General features: G+C 64.9%; 21 protein-coding genes. 10 read left to right on the forward strand and 11 right to left on the reverse strand.

Features of this window, described 5'->3' with window-relative positions:
* Nucleotides 1-78: 78 nt before the first annotated feature.
* Together AB7531_RS04730 and AB7531_RS04735 are read right to left on the reverse strand one after the other, a co-directional pair.
* The gene (locus AB7531_RS04730; protein ID WP_063986055.1) at nucleotides 79-804 is read right to left on the reverse strand and encodes an outer membrane protein; all 726 of its coding nucleotides are present in this window, start codon (nucleotides 802-804) and stop codon (nucleotides 79-81) included.
* 217 nt (nucleotides 805-1,021) lie between these two features.
* Complete coding sequence (locus AB7531_RS04735) at nucleotides 1,022-1,342, reverse strand: hypothetical protein (protein WP_063980790.1); 321 nt, start codon at nucleotides 1,340-1,342, stop codon at nucleotides 1,022-1,024.
* A gap of 120 nt (nucleotides 1,343-1,462) precedes the next feature.
* On the opposite strand from AB7531_RS04735, the gene AB7531_RS04740 reads away from it, so the two are divergent.
* Both AB7531_RS04740 and AB7531_RS04745 read left to right on the forward strand, forming a co-directional pair.
* A complete protein-coding gene (locus AB7531_RS04740) occupies nucleotides 1,463-1,804 on the forward strand; it encodes a hypothetical protein (protein WP_063980791.1) in 342 nt (113 codons plus the stop codon).
* Between the two features lie 126 nt (nucleotides 1,805-1,930).
* Nucleotides 1,931-2,218, forward strand: coding sequence for a hypothetical protein (locus AB7531_RS04745; protein ID WP_063986056.1), 288 nt, complete (start codon nucleotides 1,931-1,933; stop codon nucleotides 2,216-2,218).
* Between the two features lie 30 nt (nucleotides 2,219-2,248).
* Here AB7531_RS04745 and AB7531_RS04750 read toward each other — a convergent pair whose 3' ends face one another.
* The 3 genes from AB7531_RS04750 to AB7531_RS04760 form a co-directional block, all read right to left on the reverse strand.
* Nucleotides 2,249-3,184 carry an AEC family transporter gene (locus AB7531_RS04750; protein ID WP_063980792.1) on the reverse strand — a complete coding sequence of 312 codons (936 nt, stop codon included), beginning with the start codon at nucleotides 3,182-3,184 and terminating at the stop codon, nucleotides 2,249-2,251.
* 104 nt (nucleotides 3,185-3,288) lie between these two features.
* Nucleotides 3,289-3,498, reverse strand: coding sequence for a hypothetical protein (locus AB7531_RS04755; protein ID WP_028148688.1), 210 nt, complete (start codon nucleotides 3,496-3,498; stop codon nucleotides 3,289-3,291).
* Nucleotides 3,495-3,668 carry a hypothetical protein gene (locus AB7531_RS04760; protein ID WP_187387912.1) on the reverse strand — a complete coding sequence of 58 codons (174 nt, stop codon included), beginning with the start codon at nucleotides 3,666-3,668 and terminating at the stop codon, nucleotides 3,495-3,497. Before AB7531_RS04760 ends, AB7531_RS04755 begins: the two co-directional genes overlap by 4 nt.
* Nucleotides 3,669-4,125: 457 nt before the next feature.
* Between AB7531_RS04760 and AB7531_RS04765 the strand changes: the two genes are divergently transcribed.
* Nucleotides 4,126-4,398, forward strand: a complete 273-nt coding sequence (locus AB7531_RS04765; protein ID WP_084794951.1) for a hypothetical protein — start codon at nucleotides 4,126-4,128, stop codon at nucleotides 4,396-4,398.
* 18 nt (nucleotides 4,399-4,416) lie between these two features.
* On the opposite strand, the gene AB7531_RS04770 is transcribed toward AB7531_RS04765, so the two are convergent.
* The 4 genes from AB7531_RS04770 to AB7531_RS04785 form a co-directional block, all read right to left on the reverse strand.
* Nucleotides 4,417-6,036, reverse strand: coding sequence for an ABC transporter ATP-binding protein (locus AB7531_RS04770; protein WP_063986057.1), 1,620 nt, complete (start codon nucleotides 6,034-6,036; stop codon nucleotides 4,417-4,419).
* 2 nt (nucleotides 6,037-6,038) lie between these two features.
* The gene (locus AB7531_RS04775; protein ID WP_063980794.1) at nucleotides 6,039-6,878 is read right to left on the reverse strand and encodes an ABC transporter permease; all 840 of its coding nucleotides are present in this window, start codon (nucleotides 6,876-6,878) and stop codon (nucleotides 6,039-6,041) included.
* On the reverse strand, nucleotides 6,875-7,846 hold the full coding sequence (locus AB7531_RS04780) for an ABC transporter permease (RefSeq protein WP_063980795.1): 972 nt from the start codon (nucleotides 7,844-7,846) through the stop codon (nucleotides 6,875-6,877). The genes AB7531_RS04775 and AB7531_RS04780 overlap by 4 nt, the downstream gene beginning before the upstream one ends.
* A gap of 237 nt (nucleotides 7,847-8,083) precedes the next feature.
* Nucleotides 8,084-9,634 carry an ABC transporter substrate-binding protein gene (locus AB7531_RS04785; RefSeq protein ID WP_063980796.1) on the reverse strand — a complete coding sequence of 517 codons (1,551 nt, stop codon included), beginning with the start codon at nucleotides 9,632-9,634 and terminating at the stop codon, nucleotides 8,084-8,086.
* Nucleotides 9,635-9,849: 215 nt separating this feature from the next.
* On the opposite strand from AB7531_RS04785, the gene AB7531_RS04790 reads away from it, so the two are divergent.
* The 5 genes from AB7531_RS04790 to AB7531_RS04810 all read left to right on the forward strand — a co-directional run bounded on the left by AB7531_RS04790 (nucleotide 9,850) and on the right by AB7531_RS04810 (nucleotide 14,472).
* On the forward strand, nucleotides 9,850-10,488 hold the full coding sequence (locus tag AB7531_RS04790) for a TetR/AcrR family transcriptional regulator (protein WP_063980797.1): 639 nt from the start codon (nucleotides 9,850-9,852) through the stop codon (nucleotides 10,486-10,488).
* A gap of 253 nt (nucleotides 10,489-10,741) precedes the next feature.
* Nucleotides 10,742-11,404 (forward strand): DUF3313 domain-containing protein, encoded by a 663-nt coding sequence (locus AB7531_RS04795; protein WP_063980798.1) that lies wholly within the window; start codon nucleotides 10,742-10,744, stop codon nucleotides 11,402-11,404.
* A gap of 32 nt (nucleotides 11,405-11,436) precedes the next feature.
* Nucleotides 11,437-12,006 (forward strand): DUF2147 domain-containing protein, encoded by a 570-nt coding sequence (locus AB7531_RS04800; RefSeq protein ID WP_063986058.1) that lies wholly within the window; start codon nucleotides 11,437-11,439, stop codon nucleotides 12,004-12,006.
* Between the two features lie 193 nt (nucleotides 12,007-12,199).
* Nucleotides 12,200-13,132 (forward strand): helix-turn-helix domain-containing protein, encoded by a 933-nt coding sequence (locus tag AB7531_RS04805; RefSeq protein WP_063980799.1) that lies wholly within the window; start codon nucleotides 12,200-12,202, stop codon nucleotides 13,130-13,132.
* 95 nt (nucleotides 13,133-13,227) lie between these two features.
* Complete coding sequence (locus tag AB7531_RS04810) at nucleotides 13,228-14,472, forward strand: acyl-CoA dehydrogenase family protein (RefSeq protein WP_063980800.1); 1,245 nt, start codon at nucleotides 13,228-13,230, stop codon at nucleotides 14,470-14,472.
* A 56-nt stretch (nucleotides 14,473-14,528) separates the two neighbouring features.
* On the opposite strand, the gene AB7531_RS04815 is transcribed toward AB7531_RS04810, so the two are convergent.
* Complete coding sequence (locus AB7531_RS04815) at nucleotides 14,529-16,079, reverse strand: winged helix-turn-helix domain-containing tetratricopeptide repeat protein (protein WP_208089065.1); 1,551 nt, start codon at nucleotides 16,077-16,079, stop codon at nucleotides 14,529-14,531.
* A gap of 133 nt (nucleotides 16,080-16,212) precedes the next feature.
* Here AB7531_RS04815 and mddA point away from each other — a divergent pair, with 133 nt between their 5' ends.
* Nucleotides 16,213-17,001, forward strand: a complete 789-nt coding sequence (gene mddA, locus AB7531_RS04820; protein ID WP_063980801.1) for a methanethiol S-methyltransferase — start codon at nucleotides 16,213-16,215, stop codon at nucleotides 16,999-17,001.
* A gap of 207 nt (nucleotides 17,002-17,208) precedes the next feature.
* The gene (locus AB7531_RS04825; RefSeq protein ID WP_028148676.1) at nucleotides 17,209-17,631 is read left to right on the forward strand and encodes a GFA family protein; all 423 of its coding nucleotides are present in this window, start codon (nucleotides 17,209-17,211) and stop codon (nucleotides 17,629-17,631) included.
* A 200-nt stretch (nucleotides 17,632-17,831) separates the two neighbouring features.
* On the opposite strand, the gene AB7531_RS04830 is transcribed toward AB7531_RS04825, so the two are convergent.
* Nucleotides 17,832-19,391, reverse strand: coding sequence for a winged helix-turn-helix domain-containing protein (locus AB7531_RS04830; RefSeq protein ID WP_063980802.1), 1,560 nt, complete (start codon nucleotides 19,389-19,391; stop codon nucleotides 17,832-17,834).
* Nucleotides 19,392-19,600 lie beyond the last annotated feature (209 nt).

Below are 19,600 nucleotides of genomic sequence, written 5' to 3' on the forward strand. Positions count from 1 at the left end.
GCCTGTTCCGCACAGCGAAAAAAGAAAGGGCCGGCAGAATTGCCGGCCCTTGATTGCGAAGAGATTTTTGAGGCGCGATCAGTAGCGCGCGACCGCCGAATTGGCCCAGTTGAAGCGGTAGTTGACGCCCGCCTTGAAGGTGTGGTCGTCGGTCGTGAAGTTGCCGGTGCCCACCAGCGGGCCCGCGGTGAAGTGTGCGTCGCCGAAATTGTAGTACTGGTACTCGGCCTTGGCCGACCAGTTCGGGGCGAACATGTATTCGAGGCCGGCGCCGACGGTGTAGCCGTTGCGGTGATCGCCATCGATGATGAAGCCGGTCGGCACGCCGCCAATCGTCACCTTCTCGTTGTTGTCCGAATAGGCGTAGCCGCCCTTCACGTAGAGCAGGCCCGGACCCCAGGTGTAGCCGACGCGGCCGGTGATCGAGCCGAGGCCACGCTGGTCGTTGCTGTAGGCGACGCCGCCCGGGAACGCCGCACCGACGCTGCCGGAGAGCCAGGAATACTGGCCTTCGACGCCGACCAGGAAGTTCGGGTTGAACTGCCAGTCAGCACCGACCTGCACGCCGCCGAGGAAACGGCCGTTGCCGTTGTTGCCGGTGGAGAGGCCGTTGAAATTGTTGTCGCTGGAGAACGCGCCGCCGACATGGCCGCCGACATAGAAGCCCGTCCAGTTGTAGATCGGCGCGGCATAGGCCGGCGCAGGCGCCTTGTAATAGTTGCGGTTGCCGAGATCGGCGCCGACGGCCGGCGCGGCAGCGCCCACCACGAGCAGCCCAACGGTCGCAAACAAAATCTTCTTCATCGTCTTGAACTCCAGCACCCCGGCAGACGCGCTGTCCGCGCCGTCGTTGGTTTTGCAGATAGCTCGCTTTTGACGAAAATGCTGTCACATCCGTGGCACAGCGACAGCCAACCTAACTTATTGGGCTGTAAATGATTTTCGTGCTTAATGGCGGCTTAAGAAGTGGTGAAGGAAGGCTTAACGTCGCACGTCTCGGGTAACTTGCGCACGTCTCTCGTTAACCAAGCCGCCGCCGTACCTCATCGCGCATCTGCGCGCGGAAGGCCGCGCGCCTTGCAGGCCGGTCTTCCTCGCGGACGTCGTGGCGATCGAAGACGTCGAACTTCTCCATGATCGGATAGCGCTCGCTCGCCATCGCCAGCACGCGCAGCACCTTGGTTGCGGACGGCGTCGGCCCGCTCACTTCCCAGCGCCGGATGGTGTCGGCGCCGCCCTTCTCCGGCAGTCCGCAAAGCTTGGCCATGTCGGCCGCGGTGAGCTTGCGCTCGAGGGCATCGGAAAGGTCGTTGCGGAGCTGCTTCAGTTCGGGGCCGGTCATGCTGCTTGCGTCCAGGGAAGTCACTGAAGGCAATGCACTAGCGCTGATTCGGGTCCATCCGAAGGCGAGTGGTCGTGATAGTGTGTCCATGCCGGTCGAGCGTCAGCGAGGCGAAATCGCATGCCTGTGTTCAAGCTGCCCCTGTCGGGGGATGTCGTCCAGTCCATTTATCCGTCGTTCTTCAGTCCCACCGGCGGCCAGTTCGGTCTCGTCAACATCACGGTGGGGCAATCCTCGGCGCCAGATGTCGAGAAGGACGTGCTGTCGGATGTCGCCGGTTACGGCAAGCAGATCGGACAGATCGCGGACGCGCTGCTGGCCGTGGTCGAGCATCTGGAGTCGCGGCCCGACCACGCGCTCGCTGACGATCCGGCGATCGTCGCCTTCAAGGCGCTGATGCACTCCGTCGCGACAGTCAAGGAGCGACATGGCCGCAAGGCATGTCGTCCGAAGCGACGATGACCACGGCAGCGGTGTCCGGGTCAGGCACATTCGGGCGTGCACGAAGTTATGAACGGGTACCCATGGAAATTCCGCGTTGAATGAACACATGGCACAATGGGCTCGCAGCCAATGAAGGGAACCGCCATGACAAGCATCAAACCCGCCATTGCCGCACTCATCACTGTCGGACTGCTTGCCGCGCCTTTTGCAGCCGAAGCGAAGAAGGCCCGGCCGAGCCGGCATCACTACAGCACGAGCGTGGTGGCCCCGACCTATGGCGCCGCCGCATTGCCGGTCGCGCAGCCCAGGACCTCTTACGGGTCGTCCGGACAGACGGTCGGGACAGTCACGGCGCCCTCGATCGGATCGTACAATTGGCCGTCGGTCGGCGTGACCAATTCGGTGCCGACCTGGAGCAACACCACGAGATAGAGAACACGCCGCCAGGCGCGCCGGCGACTGTCAACGCACACCCGGCGCGAGGCCTGAGAGCAGGTAGAGCGCGACCAGCAATGTCGCGACCGACAGCATCGTCGTGACCGAGACGGTGGCCGCGACCAGCTTCTCCTCGACCTTGTGCTCGTGCGCCAGCACATAGACGGTCTTCGCCGTCGGCACGGCCGCGCATATGACGGCGGCGACCGTGTAGAGCGGGTTGAGGCCAGTGACCACGCAAAGTCCGTAGACGATCAGCGGCATCACCACCAGCTTCACGGTCGCGAGCGCGAACGATGCTTTCAGGTTGGATCGCAGGCCGTCGACCGACAGGCCAAGCCCGATGGCAAACAGTGCGCAGGGCGTGAGCGCGGCGGCAATGATGTTCAGATAGGCCGCGACGGGCGCCGGAATCGGCAAGCCCGTGATCGCCCAGACGAGACCGATCAGCGTCGACAGCACCATCGGATTGAGCAGGATCTGCTTCACCAGCCCGGCGGAATGGGCAGGGCTGCGCACGTCCCTTTCCAGCAGGATGACCGTGAGCGGAAACATCACGCCGGCGACGAACACCGTCGCCACCGCGGCGGGCAAGACGGCGGGCTGGCCGTAGATCGCGTGCAGGATCGGGAGCGCCACGAAGCCGGTATTGGTCATGGCCGCCGCCATGCCATGGATCGTGCTGCTGGCGAGGTCGTGCTTGCCGTCCGCACGGACCGCCAGGAAGACCAGCGCGAAGCAGAGGAGGGAGCCGCCGCCGAACGCGAGCAGGAAGCGCCATTCCAGCAGGTTGCGCGCCGGCTCCTGGGCGATCGTGACGATCAGCAGCGCCGGCATCGCCACGTTGTAGGCAAAATGCACCAGCGCGTCCGCAAGCGAGCGGGAGAGATAACCGAGTTCGCCGGCAAGCCAGCCGGTGACGATGATTGCGAACACGGGAAGAACGAGGCTGGCGACCTCCATCCGGCGTCCCCCTCTGCCAAGCAGCGTCGCCATTCTAGCCTGGCGATGCATGCTCGTCACGGTTCAACTGGATGGCGCCGTCCTCGACCAGACGGCCTGTGGCCTCAGGCGCCCCTGCCGGTCTGTTGACCGAACACGCAGCGCCATCCAGCCAGGCGTTCGGCCGGATGCTGGTTCATCCATTCGGCGAGCTGCGGCGCGCCCATCAGGCAGGACTGCATCGAGACGTTGGCGAAGTCCGAGGTGGTGACGATCTGCTCGTGACAATTTGCCGGAGAGGAGAGGCTGCAGAGCACAGCGATGATCTTGATCACGCCAGATTTCCTGCGTCGCCGTTGGCCGCGCGACCGATCGTCGCCTTGCCCTGCGGCTCGCCGCTCGGATCAGCCGGCGGAAAAATGCTGTCGTAGATCGCGCGTGCCTCCTGAATGAGGCGAACGCGCTCGCGCTCGGATTTCGAGATAAACTGAATAACCTGGCCCATATCGGCTCCAATGGATCGGAAGTCCATCATCAGATGATGGAAATCATTCCATGCGAATCTGGGGTGTCGGCCTCTGTTTCGCATCTGTGCGGCCGGTCACGAGGGATAAAAAGCCCGTGAGTGTTCCGTCGCCCGAAGAGGAGCGGAATACCTTGGCTGATGCGCTGGCCTGACGTTGCCGGCGCGCGCTGCTTGCGTCCCGGGACCGCTGCAAGCAAGGCACGACATGCGAGCATCCTCCGTGCGGCGGCGAGCCAATGCGCCGGGAGTGCGCCCGTGCGCCCCTGTTCGGCTGGAGCTGCTCGTCGCGCTATCGTGATGGAGCGCCAGGCCCTGCAGTGTGATCGTATTGCGGCACATTTTCACGCGCGTGGAGTTGTAAGATTGCTCAGTGCACGAGTGGTTCGACGAGCGAACGGCCGACGCGACTGAGACACCGCGCCCGAAAGGATTAGCCATGACAGGAACGAGACGCTCGATTGCGGTACTTATCGCGGTCGGATTTGCGGCATCGCCATTCGCTGCAGGCGCGCAGACGTCTGCGGCGGGCACCCAAGGCAACACGGGCGGTCTTTCCGGAGCGCCAGCAACGCAAGGCACGACCTATGGAAGCTCCGGACAGACCGTCGGGACCGTCACGGCGCCGTCGGTCGGAACGTCTAATCAACCATCGGTCGGCGTGACCAACTCAGTCCCCACCTGGAAGAACACCAACCCTCCGGGCAAGTAGCAACCGCGATCGGCCGACTCACGCCGCCGGCGCGGGCTCTTTCCGCCCGGGCACCGCCGCCAGCAGTTCGCGCGTATAGGCGTGCTCCGGCGCGGCGAACAGTTGTGCGGTCGGCTTCAATTCGACGATGGCGCCGCGCTGCATCACCGCGATGCGGTCGCAGATTTGCGCCGCGACGCGCAGATCGTGGGTGATGAACAGCATCGAGAGGCCAAGGCGCGCCTTGAGGTCTTCGAGCAGTCGCAACACCTGCGCCTGCACGGAGACGTCGAGCGCGGAGACGGCTTCGTCGGCGACGATGATCTCGGGTTCGAGCGCGAGCGCGCGCGCAATGCCGATGCGCTGACGCTGGCCGCCGGAGAATTCATGCGGGTAGCGGTCGAGCGCGCCGGCGTCCAGTCCGACCATCTTGAGGAGATCGCGGGCGCGGTCGAACGCCACTTTCGGATCGATGCCGGCTGCGATCGGACCGTCGGCGATGATGTGCCCGACCTTGCGGCGCGGATTGAGCGAGGCGAACGGATCCTGAAAGATCATCTGGATGCGATGGCGCTCGGCGCGGAGCGCCTTGCCCGACAGCGAGGTGAGATCGGTCTCGCCGATCCGCACCGTGCCGCGGTCGGCTTCGATCAGTCGCATCACCAGACGCGCTACCGACGATTTGCCGGAGCCGGATTCGCCGACGAGGCCGAGCGTCTCGCCCTTGAGGATGTTGAAGTTGACTTCGCGCGCGGCATCGACGCGGCGGTCGTCGCGAAACCAACCGCCTGATGTGACGTAGGTCTTGTCCAGCCCGATCACCTCGACGGCCCTGGCCTGGTCATCGAGCGGCTCGCGCGCCGGCGGGTCCATCGACGGCACGGCGGCGAGCAGCGCCTTGGTGTAGTCATGCTGCGGATTGTTGAAGACGGAGCTAGCGGGGCCTTCCTCGACGACCTTGCCATGCCTGAGCACCACGACCTGGTCGGCGATGTCGGCGACCACGCCGAAATCATGGGTGATGAACATCACCGCCATGTTGCGGTTGCGCTGGAGGTTGCGGATCAGTTTCAGGATCTGCGCCTGCGTGGTGACGTCGAGCGCGGTGGTGGGCTCGTCCGCGACCAGCACTGCGGGCTCGAGCGCGAGCGCCATCGCGATCATGGCGCGCTGGCGCTGGCCGCCGGAGAGTTGGTGCGGATAGGCGCGGACAATGCGCTCGGGGTCGGGCAGGCCGACCTCGCGCGCCAGCGATAGGGCCTTGGCGCGCCGCTCCTTCGGCGTCAGCAGGCCGTGGGCCTCGAACATCTCCGCCATCTGGTCGCCGATCCGCATCAACGGATTGAGCGCGGTCATCGGCTCCTGAAAAATCATCGCGAGGCGGCGGCCGCGCAGATCGCGCCAGCCGTCGTCGTCGAGCTTGAGCAGGTCGCGGCCTTCGAACTGGATCTCGCCGGAGGTGACGGTGACCGTATCAGGCAGAAGGCCCATCAGCGCATGCGCGCACATCGACTTGCCGGAGCCGGATTCGCCGACGACGCAGACGATCTTGCCGGGCCGCAAATCCAGCGAAACGCCGTCGACCGCGAACGGACGCTCGGCGCCCTTGGGCAGCGCGATCCGCAGATTCTTGATCGAGACGGCGGGCGGGGCGGTCATCATCAGTGGCCCTCCCGCGACAGGCGCGGATTGAGCGCGTCGTTGAGGCCTTCGCCGATCAGGTTCAGCCCGAGCACCGAGATCAGAATGGCGACGCCGGGAAACACGGTGATCCACCAGGCCTGGCGGATCACGGTGCGGCCGGCGCCGACCATGTAGCCCCAGGAAATCAGATTGGGATCGCCGAGCCCGAGGAACGCCAGCGAGGATTCCAGCAGGATGGCGGTCGCCACCATCAGCGAGGCCAGCACGATCACCGGCGACAGCGCGTTGGGCAGGATCTCGCGCAGGATGATCCAGGTGTTGCTCTGGCCCGTGACCACCGCGGCCTGGACATATTCGCGCGTGCGCAGCGACAGCACCTCGCCGCGCACGAGGCGGGCGACCGGCGGCCAGCTCACCACCGCGATCGAGGCCACGATCGAATAGATCGAGGGCTGGAGGATCGCGACCAGCACGATCGCGAGCGCAAAGCTCGGAATGGTCTGGAAGAACTCGGTGAAGCGCATCAGGGCGTCGTCGACCTTGCCGCCGAAATAGCCGGCCATGGCGCCAATGGGAACGCCGACGACCAGCGCGACCAGCGTTGAGACGAGACCCACCAGCAGCGAGACGCGCGCGCCAAAGATCATGCCGGCGAACACGTCGCGGCCGAGCGCGTCGGTGCCGAGTGGCACGGTCGAGAGCGTGAAGGGCGGCAGGAACGGCCGCTGCACCATGCGCCAGGGTGAATTCGGGAACAGCATCGGCCCGAACACCGCGATCGAGATCGCAAGGACAAGGATGACGAGCCCGACGACGCCGCTCGGGCTCTTCAGCATCGATTTCCAGAACTGTTTCATGAAGCGAATTCGATGCGCGGGTCGACCAGGCGGTAGACGAGGTCGGTGATGAGGTTGAAGATCAGCACCATGGCGGAGCAGATCACGAAGACGCCGAGCAGGAGGTTGTAGTCGCGCTGGAGCAGCGCGTCGTACATCAGACGCCCGATGCCGGGCCAGGCGAATACGGTCTCGGTGATGACGGCGCCGCCGATCAGCGTGCCGGAATGCACACCGGCCAGCGTCACGACCGGCAGCAGCGCGTTGCGCAGCACGTGGCGACGCTGGATCACGGCATCGGAAAGGCCCTTGGCGCGCGCGGTCTTGACGAAGTCGAGGCGCTTCACCTCCAGCATCGAAGCGCGCGTCATGCGGGTATAGGTCGCCATGAAGAACAGGCCGAGCGTCATCGCCGGCATGATCAGGTGCTTTGCGACGTCGACTGCGTGGGCAATGCCGGTGAGGTTGGCGCCGACGGTCTCGTAGCCGAAGCTCGGCAGCCAATCCATGGTGACCGAGAACAGGAGGATTCCCATCAGCGCCACCCAGAAGATCGGCATGGCGTAGAAGATCAGCGCGAACACGGTGATGGCCGTGTCGAGGAAGGTTCCGGCAAAGCGCGCGGCGAAGGTGCCGAAGAGAACGCCGAGCATGAGCGAGATCGCGAATGCGGTCAGTGTCAGCAGCAGCGTCGCCGGCAGCCGCTCGCCGATCAGCTTCACGACCGGCGCCTGCTGGCGGAAGGAGAAGCCGAGGTCGAGCGTGACGACGCCCTTGACGTAGATGAAGAGCTGCTCGGGCAGCGGCTTGTCGAGGCCGAACTTTTCCCGGAGCTGCTTGACGAAGACCTGGTCACTGGCACCGGCCTCGCCCGCCATCACGACCGCGGGGTCGCCGGGCGCAAGCCGGATCAGGCAGAAATTGAGAACGACGATCGCGAGCAGGACGATCACGCCCTTCACGATACGCTGAGCGACGAAGGAGAGCATATTAGAGAGTCATCTCTTGTAGCGTGACCTGGAGCCACGGAGACACTGGGCTCCCTCGCCCCGCTCTTGTCCGCCGAAGCCTCGACGAAGGCGGATGCGGGGAGAGGGTTGGGGTGAGGGGGACTCTCCGCGGGGACGGTGATAGTTGGACTCGCGGAGACTCCCCCTCACCCGAATGTGCGCTATGCGCACATTCGACCTCTCCCCGCGAGCGGGGAGAGGTGAAGAGGGCAGTCATCACTTGTCCAGCCATGCGTCCTTGAAGCCGTCATTGACGCCGATCCCCGTGGTGATCAGGTTCTTGACCTTGCAGCGGGTGATGGTCGGGAATTGCAGTTCGAGCATCCAGGCCACCGGCACGTCCTCGACCAGGATTTTTTGCGCCTTCTCGTAGATCTCCTTGCGCTTCGAGTCCGGCGTCGCGGTCGCGCCGTCGGCGAACAGCTTGTCGATCTCCGGGTTGGAGTAGCCCTCGACGTTGTTGAAGACCTGCCCCTTGGCGATGTTGCTGGAGATATAATTGCGGCCGACGCCGAGCGCGGGATCGCCATACTGGTAGAGATAGGTGAAGGCGATGTCGTAGTCCCAGTCGCCGATCTTCTGGTTGCCGCCGGCAACGTCGGTGGCGATCGTCTCGATGTTCATGCCGACGTCCTGGAGGTTCTGCTTCACGGCTTCACCCCAGCGCTGCCAGGTTTCGCCATAGGCGAGCGGCAGCAGGCGGATCTTCTCGCCCTTGTAGCCGGCTTCCTTCAGCAGCGCCTTGGCCTTGGCCGGATCGTAAGGGTATTTCGGCACGTCGTCGGTGTAGAACCTTATGGTCGAGGCGGACGGGCCTGTCGCCACCTTGCCGAGCCCGTTCCAGATCACGTCCTTGGCGAAATCGCGGTCGATCGCGAACATGATCGCCTGCCGCACCCGCTTGTCGGCGAGCGGACCCTGGCGGTTGTTGAGCCATAGCCAGGCGAGCGGCGAGAAGAACTCCCAGCCGGCGCCGGTGACGCAGGTGTCCTTCAGCTTGGACAGCCGCGGCACGTCGAAATTCTCGACCGAGCCGCCGGGCAGCACGTCGACCTTGCCGGTCTCGTACGCCACCGAGCGCGCGGCGGCGTCGGGAATGATCTGCCAGTAGATCTCGTCGAGATAGGGCTTGCCCTTTTCGTGGTAGTTCGGGTTCTTGACCAGGCGGATGAACGAGCCCTTCTGCCACTCCTTGAACATGAAGGGGCCGGTGCCGACCGGCGCGTTGTTGTAGGGGTTGGTCTTCCAGTCGGTGCCTTCATAGAGATGCTTCGGCACCATCGGCATCGAGCCGACCTCGAAGATGCCGAGGAACGGTCCGAACGGCTGCTTCAGCGTGAACACCACCGTATAGTCGTCCGGCGTCTCGATCTTGTCGACCTGCGCCAGATTGGTGCGGGCACGCGCATGCGTCTGCTTCAGCATCTCCATCGAGAACAGGACGTCGGCGGCGGTGAAGGGCTTGCCGTCATGCCAGGTCACGCCCTTCTTGAGCTTGAAGGTGTAGGTCTTGGCGTCCTCGCTGACGCTCCAGCTTTCGGCAAGCTCCGGCAGCGGCTCGAGCTTGGGGCTGTAGCGCAGCAGGCCCTCGAAGATGTTGCCCGAGACCATTTGAGTCGGGCCGTTCTGGACCTGCGCAAGCATCAGGCCGGGCGGCTCGGGCTGGATCACGGCGTTGATCACGCCCCCCGTCCTCGGCTCTTGCGCCAGCGCCGAGGCCGTGAGGCCGCAAGCCAGGAGGGCACCAAGCAACACTCGTTTTGGCATGTCGTATCTTTCTCAAGCGAGACCGGCCGAGAACGCTTCGCACGTCATGGCGCGCAAAGCTCCGGCCGGCCCATCCCAGTCCCCATCCGGTATCGAGGCTCACACAGTCTCATTCGGGGCCGCAAGATGAAAGTCTCGACAGTGTTCGCACAAAAAATGTACAGCGCGTCCTGTTTTCACTTGATTCATTGTCTTGTCACGGAGACAAGTCGGCCATGGACAATGCCAGCCGCTCCGAACGATCCCGTAACGCCGCACTCGAAGCGGCCATCGCGATCATCGCGCGCGCCGGGCCGGGCCGGCTGACGCTGGATGCGATCGCGCGCGAGAGCGGACTCAGCAAGGGCGGCGTGATGCATCAGTTCCGCACCAAAGAAGCGGTGCTGAAGGCGTTGCTCGACCGGCAGATGGCGCATTTCGAGGAGTTCGCCACCAGCACCATGGCAAAGGTGAGCGCGACCTCCGCGAATCCCAATCTGGCGACCCAGCTCGCGACCGTGCGCGAAGCGGCCACCTCGCCGAATTCTGCCGCGCTGGCGCTGGTTGCGGCCATGGTCGAGAATCCGAGCCTGATGGCGCTGCCGCGCGAGCGCGAGATGGAGAGGATGGCGGCGATCAGGGAAGAGGCCACTGATCCTGATCTCGCGATGCTGCGCTGGGCCGGCGCGATGGGACTCCTGCTGAGCTCGTTGTTCGGCATGTCACCGCTCAGCAAGGACGAGCACCAGCGGCTGTTCGCGCGTCTGCTCGACGACGCGCAGTGGACCGGCCTCGCGCAGCCGGGCGCCAAGCGCACCGCCAAATCCGGCGCGCCTTCGGCGGCAAAGGCCGCAACGCCGCGCAAGCGCGCCTGATTCATCGTTAACGATTTCCCGCCGATCGCTGCCCAAAGCCGCGCCTGCGGCCAAATGTGCCATGCCCGCGTTTTTGAACTTTACAAACCGTCTAGTCGGTTTTATAAATCGACACACTGAGACGACTCAAGGCTTCCGAGATGGCCCCGGACGAAGCCTTGGGTTGGCACTGGTGAGCGCCGCAGCCGCGTCTGGTCCCGTACGCGGCTGCGGTCGCCACTGCCTGGGCAGCAAGCCGCTAGAGGAGTCTGGAATGAATCGCTCGATCGCCCTGCGCGGTCTGGGAACGCTGCTGCTCGGCGCAGCCGTCGCGGGCTGCGCCACCGTCGCGCCCGTGCCGTATTCCGGGATGGCGTCCTCAGCCTACATGGCTCCGGACAAGTCGGACGCCTCCGGCCGCGTGCCCTACCGCTATTCCACGCCGGTCGACTGGCGCGCTTATAACAAAGTCATCCTCGAACCGGTCGTGGTCTATCGCGGCAGGGATCACCAGTTCGGCGACATGTCCGACAAGGACAAGGCGACGCTTGCCGCCTACATGCAGAACCGTTTCGCCGAGGGTCTGCGCGGCCGCTTCGCGCTGGTGCGCGAGCGTGGGCCGGAGACGCTGCGGATCAGGCTGACACTCACCGGCGCCGTCGCCAACACGCCGGTGCTCGGCACGCTCTCCCGCTTCGACGTCGCCGGCGCCGTCTACAACGGCGTGCAGGCCGCGCGCGACGGCGAAGGCACCATGACCGGCTCGGTCATCTACGGCGTCGAGATCTTCGACGCCGCCGCCGCGCGCCTGCTCTCCGCCTACGTCACCAAGCAATACCCGGCTGCCTACGACATCAAGGCCACCGCCGGCGCGCTCGCCGCCGCCACCGCTGGCCTCGACAAGGGCGCCGACGCGCTGATGGCGCAATTGAACTGACGCCGCGACCCATCCAACGAAAGGTGCCGCAGATGAACATTGTCCTTCGCTTCGTGCTGCGCGTTGCGATCACGATCCTGATGATGGTGTTTGGCGGCCGCGCCGGCGCCGCGGCGCCGCCCGACCCCAGCGGCACCTGGCTCGTCCAGGACGGCCGCGCGCGCATCAGGCTCGAGCGCTGCGGGCCGTCGCGCGACCGCATCTGCGGCTTCATCGTCTGGATGAAGGAACCGGCCGACAAGCGCGGCCAGCCCTATCGCGACAAGGAGAATCCCGATCCCGACAAACGCGCCCGCGCGCTGCTCGGCCATCAGCTCATCATGGGTTTGCAGGCGACGCCGGAGGGACAGTTTGCCGGCGAGATCTACAATGCCGAGGACGGCAAATCCTATTCGGTCTCGCTGTGGCGCGACTCCGCCGATCGCCTCAAGCTCAGGGGTTGCCTGATCAAGTTCCTGTGCCAGACCCAGACCTGGCAGCAGACCCTCGACGTGCTGCCCGGCCAGCTCGTCGGCCTCACCGGCGATCTCAACGGCCCCCGCGCCGACAAGGAATGGGCCGCCGTGCCGGCACCGAAGCCGATACAGGCCAAAGCCAAGTAGCGGATTGCTTCTCTAACCATTCACGTGGTTTCCGGTACGCCGACGGCTGCACTCGCAATGACGACGTGATGGCGGTCGCATATTGCGCGCCTTCGAGATTTGACCGGTTGTTCGCCAAAAGCTATCCTTCCGTCCCGCTGGGTCGTCCAATCTGAATTTGCACGCGCGAATTCCTCGTTCCGGGGGCGCACCTATGGAATGGTCAGCCAAGCCCTCTCGTGCCGATCGGCCCTTCGGCAGTTGGGCCGACGATCTCGCTGCGGCCTTTGTCCGGCTCGAGCCGCGTAAAATCGCCGACCGTCCCTTCGAAGGTTCGATCGCGCGTACCGACGCTGCGTCGGTCCAGATTTCGCTGGTGAAAGCCACAGGGCACTGCGTTCTCCGGCTGCGGCCCCATATTGCGCGAAGCACGGACGATCTCTGCTTCGTCAATCTCCAGCTCGAGGGTCTGGGCCGCACGACGCAGCGGGGACACGAGCAGGTCTGTGCGCCCGGCGACCTCGCGGTCGCCGATACGACCGAGCCGTTCGAGATTGCCAACGGCCGCGACTTCCGCCTCTTTTGCTTTGCCGTGCCGCGGCGGCACCTGCCAAAGAGCTTTACGGATTCTCCGCGGCTTGCGTTGTCGAGGACGGAAAATGGCCGCGCGTTGTCGCGCACGCTCGCGGGCTATGCCGAGCTTTGCCTGGCAGCACCCGCCGTTGCGGCAAGCAGCGGCACGCATGTGGTCGAGCTGATCGCGCATGCACCGGAGATGCTGGGTGAAATGCCGGTTGCGCGCGTGAATGCGCCCGTGCTGCTGTCGATGATGCTCGACCATATCGACCGCCACAGCGACGATCCCGGTCTCGATGCCGAATTGCTTGCCCGGAAGTTCCGCTGCTCGGAGCGCTATGTGCACCGGTTGTTCGTCGCGACCGGCCGCTCCGTCGGCGAGCATGTCGGCGATCGGCGGATCCTGATCTGCGCCCGCGACCTGCTCGACGCGCAGCATCGTCACAAGACCATCTCCACGATCGCGTATGAGGCCGGCTTTTCCGACATCTCGCACTTCAACCGCCTCTTCAAGCGCAGCCACGGCCTCGCCCCGCGCGAATTTCGCAGGACGAAGGGGAAGGGCGAGTAGTTCACCTCCAGCCAAGAATTAGGTCGCTGCCGACCAAGATTTTCCGCCCTCGCTCGGCTCACCCTGGTGACCTGCCGGAGCGAGGGAGATGTTCGATGGCGATTGATTTCACGCTTTCACCTGCGCAGCGCGCGTTGCAGCTTCAATCGCGAAAATTCGCGGCGGAGGTCTTGGCCGGCGCCGGCAAGGCCGAGTTGCTGGCGACGCCGGAAGAGCGCTTCCTCGCGACGAAGCCGACCTATGAGGCGATGGTCGCTGCCGGTTATCTGCGCAAATGCATTCCGGCGCCGGCGGGCGGCGACAATGCCGGACTCATCGACATGGCGATCCTGGCGGAAGAATTCTACGCCGTGAATCCGAGCGTGACGCTGACCATGCTCGGCACGGTGCTCGGTCTGCTGCCAATTCTGCTTGGTGGCACCGCGGAGCAATGCGCCCGCCTGCTTGCACCGTTCCTGAAGACGAGCGGCGCTCCGCTTGCGGGCTTCTGCTCCTCGGAACCCGGCGGCAGCGCCAATGCTGCCGCACCGCCGCCGGGCGAGGGCGTGCGCACCACCGCAAAACGCGAGCTCGGCAATTGGATCATCAACGGCCGCAAGAAATGGGTGTCGTCCGCCACCGGGTGGGATCGCAATGGCGCCGACGTGTTGTGCGTGGTGTGCCGGACCAATCCCGCCGCGCCACCGGAGCAGGGTGTCTCCATCATTGCGGTCGAAGGCCCGGTGCATGGCATCGTGTTCGAACGCGCCATTGATTCGATCGGCCACCGCGCTCACCTCGTGCCGGAATTCAGCCTGCGTGCCGTCACCGCGCCGCACGGCAATCTGCTCGGGCAGGAGGGGGGCGGCTTGATGCTGGCGTCCGCCGCCTTCACCGGCACGGCGGCGCTGGTCGGCATCTTCGGCGTCGCCATGATGCGGGCCGCCTTCGACTTCGCACTGCATTTTGCCCGCACCGAGAAACGCGGCGGGGTACAGGCGATCATCGAGCATCAGGCGGTCGGCTATGCACTCGCCGATGCCAAGACCACTATCGAAGCCGCGCGCTACCTGAGCTGGCGGGCCTGCCATGCGCTCGATACGCAATCACCGGGCGCCGACGAGCTCGCGATCCAGGCCAAGATCTTCGGCTCCGAAGCCGCGGTGCGGGTCATCACCGACCTGATGCGCGTGGTCGGCATCGACAGCTATGATCACGCGGCGCCGTTCGGCCGCTTGTTGCAGGACGCGTTGGCGCTGCCGATCTTCGACGGTGGCAACATGGGCATTCGGCGGCGCCAGCTCCACGCGATGCTGATGCGGCCCGATTACGATCCACTGACCGCGTGCGGAGGAGCCTGAGACGACGCGTCGTATCTGCATCCGCCCTTTGCCCATTTGCGGGGAGAGGGAGTTCTCTACCCCAACCCCGCGCGCCGGAACCCTTCCAGATAGTGCTCGCGATCGGCGTCACTGGCCCAGGGCAGCTGCGTTGCGATCCAGTGCAGCGAGATGTTGGGCTGGGTACGGCGGAGTTCGCCCAGCGCCATCTCGGCCAGCGCGCCGTCGCCGGTCATGCCGGCGGACACCGCGAGCACGCGGTAGGCACCGGTGAGGTCGCCGCGATGGCGGATCGCCTCGCGCGCCAGCGCGATCGCTTCGTCGTAATGCCGTTCGGTGAAGCGCGCATAGCCGGCAATGCCGTAATAGATCGCCAGCGACGGATCGCGCGGCGAGAGCCGGATCGCCCTCTGCGCCGCATCGAACGATTCCCCGGAACGACCGGCGTAGGACAGCGCCAGGGCGTAATAGCCCTGCGCCAGCGAGAAGTTCGGGTTGAGCGCGAGCGCCTGCTCGAACTCGGACAGCGCGTCGGAAAGCCTGCGCGTCGAGAAGAAGACGCTGCCGAGCGCGGCATGGGCCCAGGCATCCTCGTGGTCATGACGCACCGCGGCGAGCGCGGCGGCCTCCGCGATCGGCACCGTCGTGGCAAGCTCCGCCCAGCCGAGATGGACGCCGAACATGTGGCTTGCCGCCAGCACCGACAGCGCCTGACCGTAGTTCGAGTCGATCGAAATGGCGCGTTCGAGCAATGCCTGCGCAGCCTTGTGGTCCTGCTGCGTCACTCGCCAGTAATGCGACAGCGCGCGCATCAGCAGGTCCCAGGCATCGAGGCTCGCGGGCGGCTTGCGGTCGGCGCGAAAATTCTCGGCCGCATGGATCTGCGGCTCGATCGCCGCGACGATCGCGTTGGTGATGTCGTCCTGCACGGCGAAGACGTCGACAAGCTCGCGGTCGTAGCGCTCGGCCCAGAGATGGCTGCCGGTGGTGGCGTCGTTGAGCTGCGCGGTGATGCGCACACGGTTGTCGACCTTGCGCACGCTGCCTTCGACGATGTAGCGGACGCCGAGCTCCTCGGCGATCTGCCTGATATGAACCGAGCGCCCTTTGTAGGTGAAGGACGAATTGCGGGCGATCACCATGAACCAGCGCTGCTTCGACAGCGCGGTGAGAATGTCCTCGCTGATCCCGTCGCCGAAATATTCCTGCGCGGGATCGCCGCTCATGTTCTCGAAGGCGAGCACTGCGATCGCCGGGCGGTCCGTCACGGCGCGCACCGGGGCAGGGCCGGGTTCCACCGGCGCAAGCGTCGCTGCCACATCTTCCCGGACTTCGCCGACGAAGCGAAAGCCCTTGCGCGGGATCGTCTTGATCAGCCGCTGCGTCGCGCCGTCGTCGCCAAGCGCCTTGCGCGCGGCATTGATTCGGCTGTTCAGGGCGGAATCCGAGACGATGCGGTCGCTCCAGATCTGGCTGATCAGGTCATCCTTGCTGACCACACGGGCGCGTTGCGCGACCAGATAGAGCAGCAGATCGAACACCTGCGGCTGCAGCGGCACGGCTGCGCCGCTGCACGTCAGTTCCCGCAGGTCGCCGTCGAGCACGTTGTTTTCAAAGAGAAATCGCACGTTTCTGTCGTCTCAAGCAAAAATCAAAGTGGTCTCAGGCGAAAATCAACCGTCCGTGAAAGTCAGGGGGTGTCCGATCCGGCATGGTGCGAACACTAAACAGTGCCGATGCCTCGGCACAACGGAGCGTTCTATGACCCAACTTGATCACCAGCTTCATTCCATCGGCCCGGAGGTTGCGGGCTCACGCATTTTCAAATTCATCGGCTTTCTGTACGGAATTGCGGCATATCTCGTGTTTTTCGTCACCATTCTCTACGCCATCGGCTTCGTCATGGGGCTGGTGGTGCCGAAGACCATCGACACCGGAACCGACACGCCGACGGCCGAAGCCGTCATCATCAATCTACTGCTGATGACGCTGTTCGCCGTTCAGCACAGCGTGATGGCGCGCAAGCAGTTCAAGGCGTGGTGGACGCAGTTCGTCCCCAAGCCGGTCGAGCGCTCGACCTACGTGCTGTTCGCGAGCCTGTCATTGCTGCTCCTGTTCTGGCAGTGGCGTCCAATGCCTGCGGTCGTATGGGATGTCGGAAACCCGGATCTCGCCGTGACGCTGGTCACGCTGTCCCTCGCGGGCTGGGTGCTGGTGTTCGCCTCGACCTTCATCATCAATCACTTCGAATTGTTCGGATTGCACCAGGTGACCAACCATCTCGTGGGCAATGAGGCGGCGCCGCCGCGCTTCAAGACGCCGTTGTTCTACAAGTTCGTTCGTCATCCGATCTATCTCGGCTTCATCATCGCGTTCTGGGCGGCGCCGGTCATGACGGCGGGCCATCTGCTGTTCGCGGCCGTGACCACGCTCTACATCTTCGTCGGCATCGCGCTGGAGGAGCACGACCTCGTCGATCTCTTCGGCGACGAATACCGGCAGTACAAACAACGGGTGTCGATGCTTATTCCCTGGCGCAGATCGGTATAGCCGTAGCATCTTTCCGCCGCGTCCACCGAAAGGAGGACGCGCGGCGGAACCGAAGCGCGTAACGGACGTTGCCGGCCTCCAGCCCTCAACGTCCCTCGGGGTGATTCCCTCCGCTCCGACGCCTCTCCCCGCATCCGCCTTTGCCGGTTTATCGGCGAGCCGGAGCGGGGAGAGGAATTTCAACCTTCATCCAACGGAGACGACCCAATGAAACATGTCGGAAACTGCTTCTGTGGCGCGGTCACAATCGAGGTCACAGGCGAGCCGGCGGCGATGGGCTATTGTCATTGCCGCTCCTGCCGCTCGTGGTCGGGCGGACCGGTGAATGCCTTCAGCCTGTGGAAGCCGGAAGCCGTGCGCATCACCGAAGGCGCCCAGAACGTCGAGACCTTTGCCAAGACGCCGCTCAGCCAGCGCAAATATTGCAAGAAGTGCGGCGGTCATCTCATGACCAACCACCCGCCGCTCGACCTGATCGACGTCTTCACCGCCACCATCCCCACGCTCGCATTCACACCCGGTGTTCACGTCAACTACGCCGAGACGGTGCTGCCGATGCGCGATGGCCTGCCGAAACTGAAGGACTTTCCGGCCGAGTTCGGCGGCAGCGGCGAGATGATGCAGGAGTAGGGTGCACTTACCCTCCCCTGGAGGGGGAGGGTCGATCGCGCGAAGCGCGAGCGGGGTGGGGGATCTCTCCACGCAGGCAGTGTTCATTGTGGAGAGACCGTCACCCCACCCCGTCTCTCATCTTCGCTGCGCTCAGATGCGAGCCGACCCACGGGCGAGCTACGCTCGTCCCGGACCCCTCCAGGGGAGGGTAAACAGCATCACCTCATTCCCGCGCGCCGAAACCCCTGCAGATAGTGCTCGCGATCCTCTGCCCGCCGCATCGGCAGCTCGCGCGTGAGCCAGGCCAGCGAGATGCCGGGCTGGGTGCGTTGCAGGCCCCGCAGCGCGTACGCCGCGAGTTGAGGATCGCCCAACATGCCGGCGGCGGCCGTCAGCACGCGATGGGCGCCGACGAAATCGGCGCGCTGCCGCATCGATTCCCGCGCCATCTGCACGGCGCCCTCATAGTTGCGGCCGATGAACTGGGCATAGGCGGCTACGCCGCAATAGATCGCCGCGAGCGGATCGCGCGGGCTCAGCCGCAGCGCGCGGCGAGCGGCGGCATCGCCGTCTCGCCATCTCCCGGCGTAGCACAGCGTCACGCCGTAGAAAGCGTGCGCCATCGCAAAATTCGGATTGAGTTGCAGCGTCAGCTCGAACTCAGCCAGCGCGTCGTCGAAGCGGCGGCGGAACAAATAAGTGTAAGCCAGACCGTGATGGGCCCAGGCGTCCTCGCGATCGGCTTCCACCGCCGCGAGCGCCGCGCGTTCGGCGACCGGCACGGTCATGGCCATGTCGGCCCAGCCCATATGCGCGCCGAAGATATGGCTGGTCGCGAGCAGGCCCAGCGCCTTGCCATAGGCGGGATCGATCGCGGTCGCCTGTTCCAGCAGTCCTTGTGCGGCGGCGTTGTCCTCGCGCGTGATGCGCCAATAATGCGACAGCGCACGCATCACGAGGTCCCAGGCGTCGAGGCTGCCCGGTGGCTTCTGCTGGGCACGAAAGCTTTCGGCGGTATAGAGCTGCGGCTCGATCGCGGCGACGATCGCCTCGGTGATCTCGTCCTGCACGGCGAAGATGTCGGCAAGCTCGCGGTCGTAGCGCTCGGCCCAGAGATGGCTGCCGGTCGAGACGTCGTTGAGCTGCGCCGAGATGCGCAGGCGATCGCCGCTGCGCCGCACGCTGCCTTCGAGCACATAGCGTACGCCGAGCTCGCGCGCGACTTCGTGCATGTGAACGGCGCGGCCCTTGTAGACGAAGGAAGAGTTGCGGGCGACGACGAAGAACCAGCGCAGCTTCGACAGCGCCGTGATGATGTCCTCGCTGATGCCGTCGGAGAAATAGTCCTGCTCGCGGTCGCCGCTCATATTGGTGAAGGGCAGCACGGCGATCGCGGGACGGTCGGGCAGCGCGAGCGCCGCCTGCGGCGCCTGGGCGACACGGCCCGGCTCCGGCAAGGCCGCGCCGCGCTGCGTCTGGACAGCGCCGACGAAACGAAAGCCCTTGCGCGCGATGGTGCGGATCAGCGCCTGGTTGGCTCCGCTGTCGCCGATCGCCTTGCGCGCCGCGTTGATCCGGCTGGTCAGGGTGGATTCGGAGACGCTGCGCCCGTGCCAGATCTTGTCGATCAGCTCATCCTTGCTGACCACCCGGTCGCGGTTCTCCATGAGGTGGACGACGAGGTCGAAGACCTGCGGCTCCACGGCCACGGGAACCTGCTCGCGGCTCAGCTCGCGCCGGTCGGTGTCGAGAAGGTGGTCCCGGAACATAAACTGCACGTCGAAAACTCAACCCTCGCAATGACATCAGGCAATGATGAAATCAGAATGGATTTCGACTCTAAGACTGTGAGTCCGCTGAGCGGCCTGCCGGGTTCACCACGATCGCGTGATGGCTGCTATGCCGTTTTCGGATAGGAATGCAACTTGAATGAGAATGTGGCGGGTCTGGTGCGCGGGCTGCGCACATAGCCCGATCTTGCCGCGCT

Origin of the sequence: Bradyrhizobium sp. 63_E2_N1_3 (assembly GCF_052076005.1) — a bacterium.
In the GTDB taxonomy this organism is placed as follows: domain Bacteria; phylum Pseudomonadota; class Alphaproteobacteria; order Rhizobiales; family Xanthobacteraceae; genus Bradyrhizobium; species Bradyrhizobium barranii.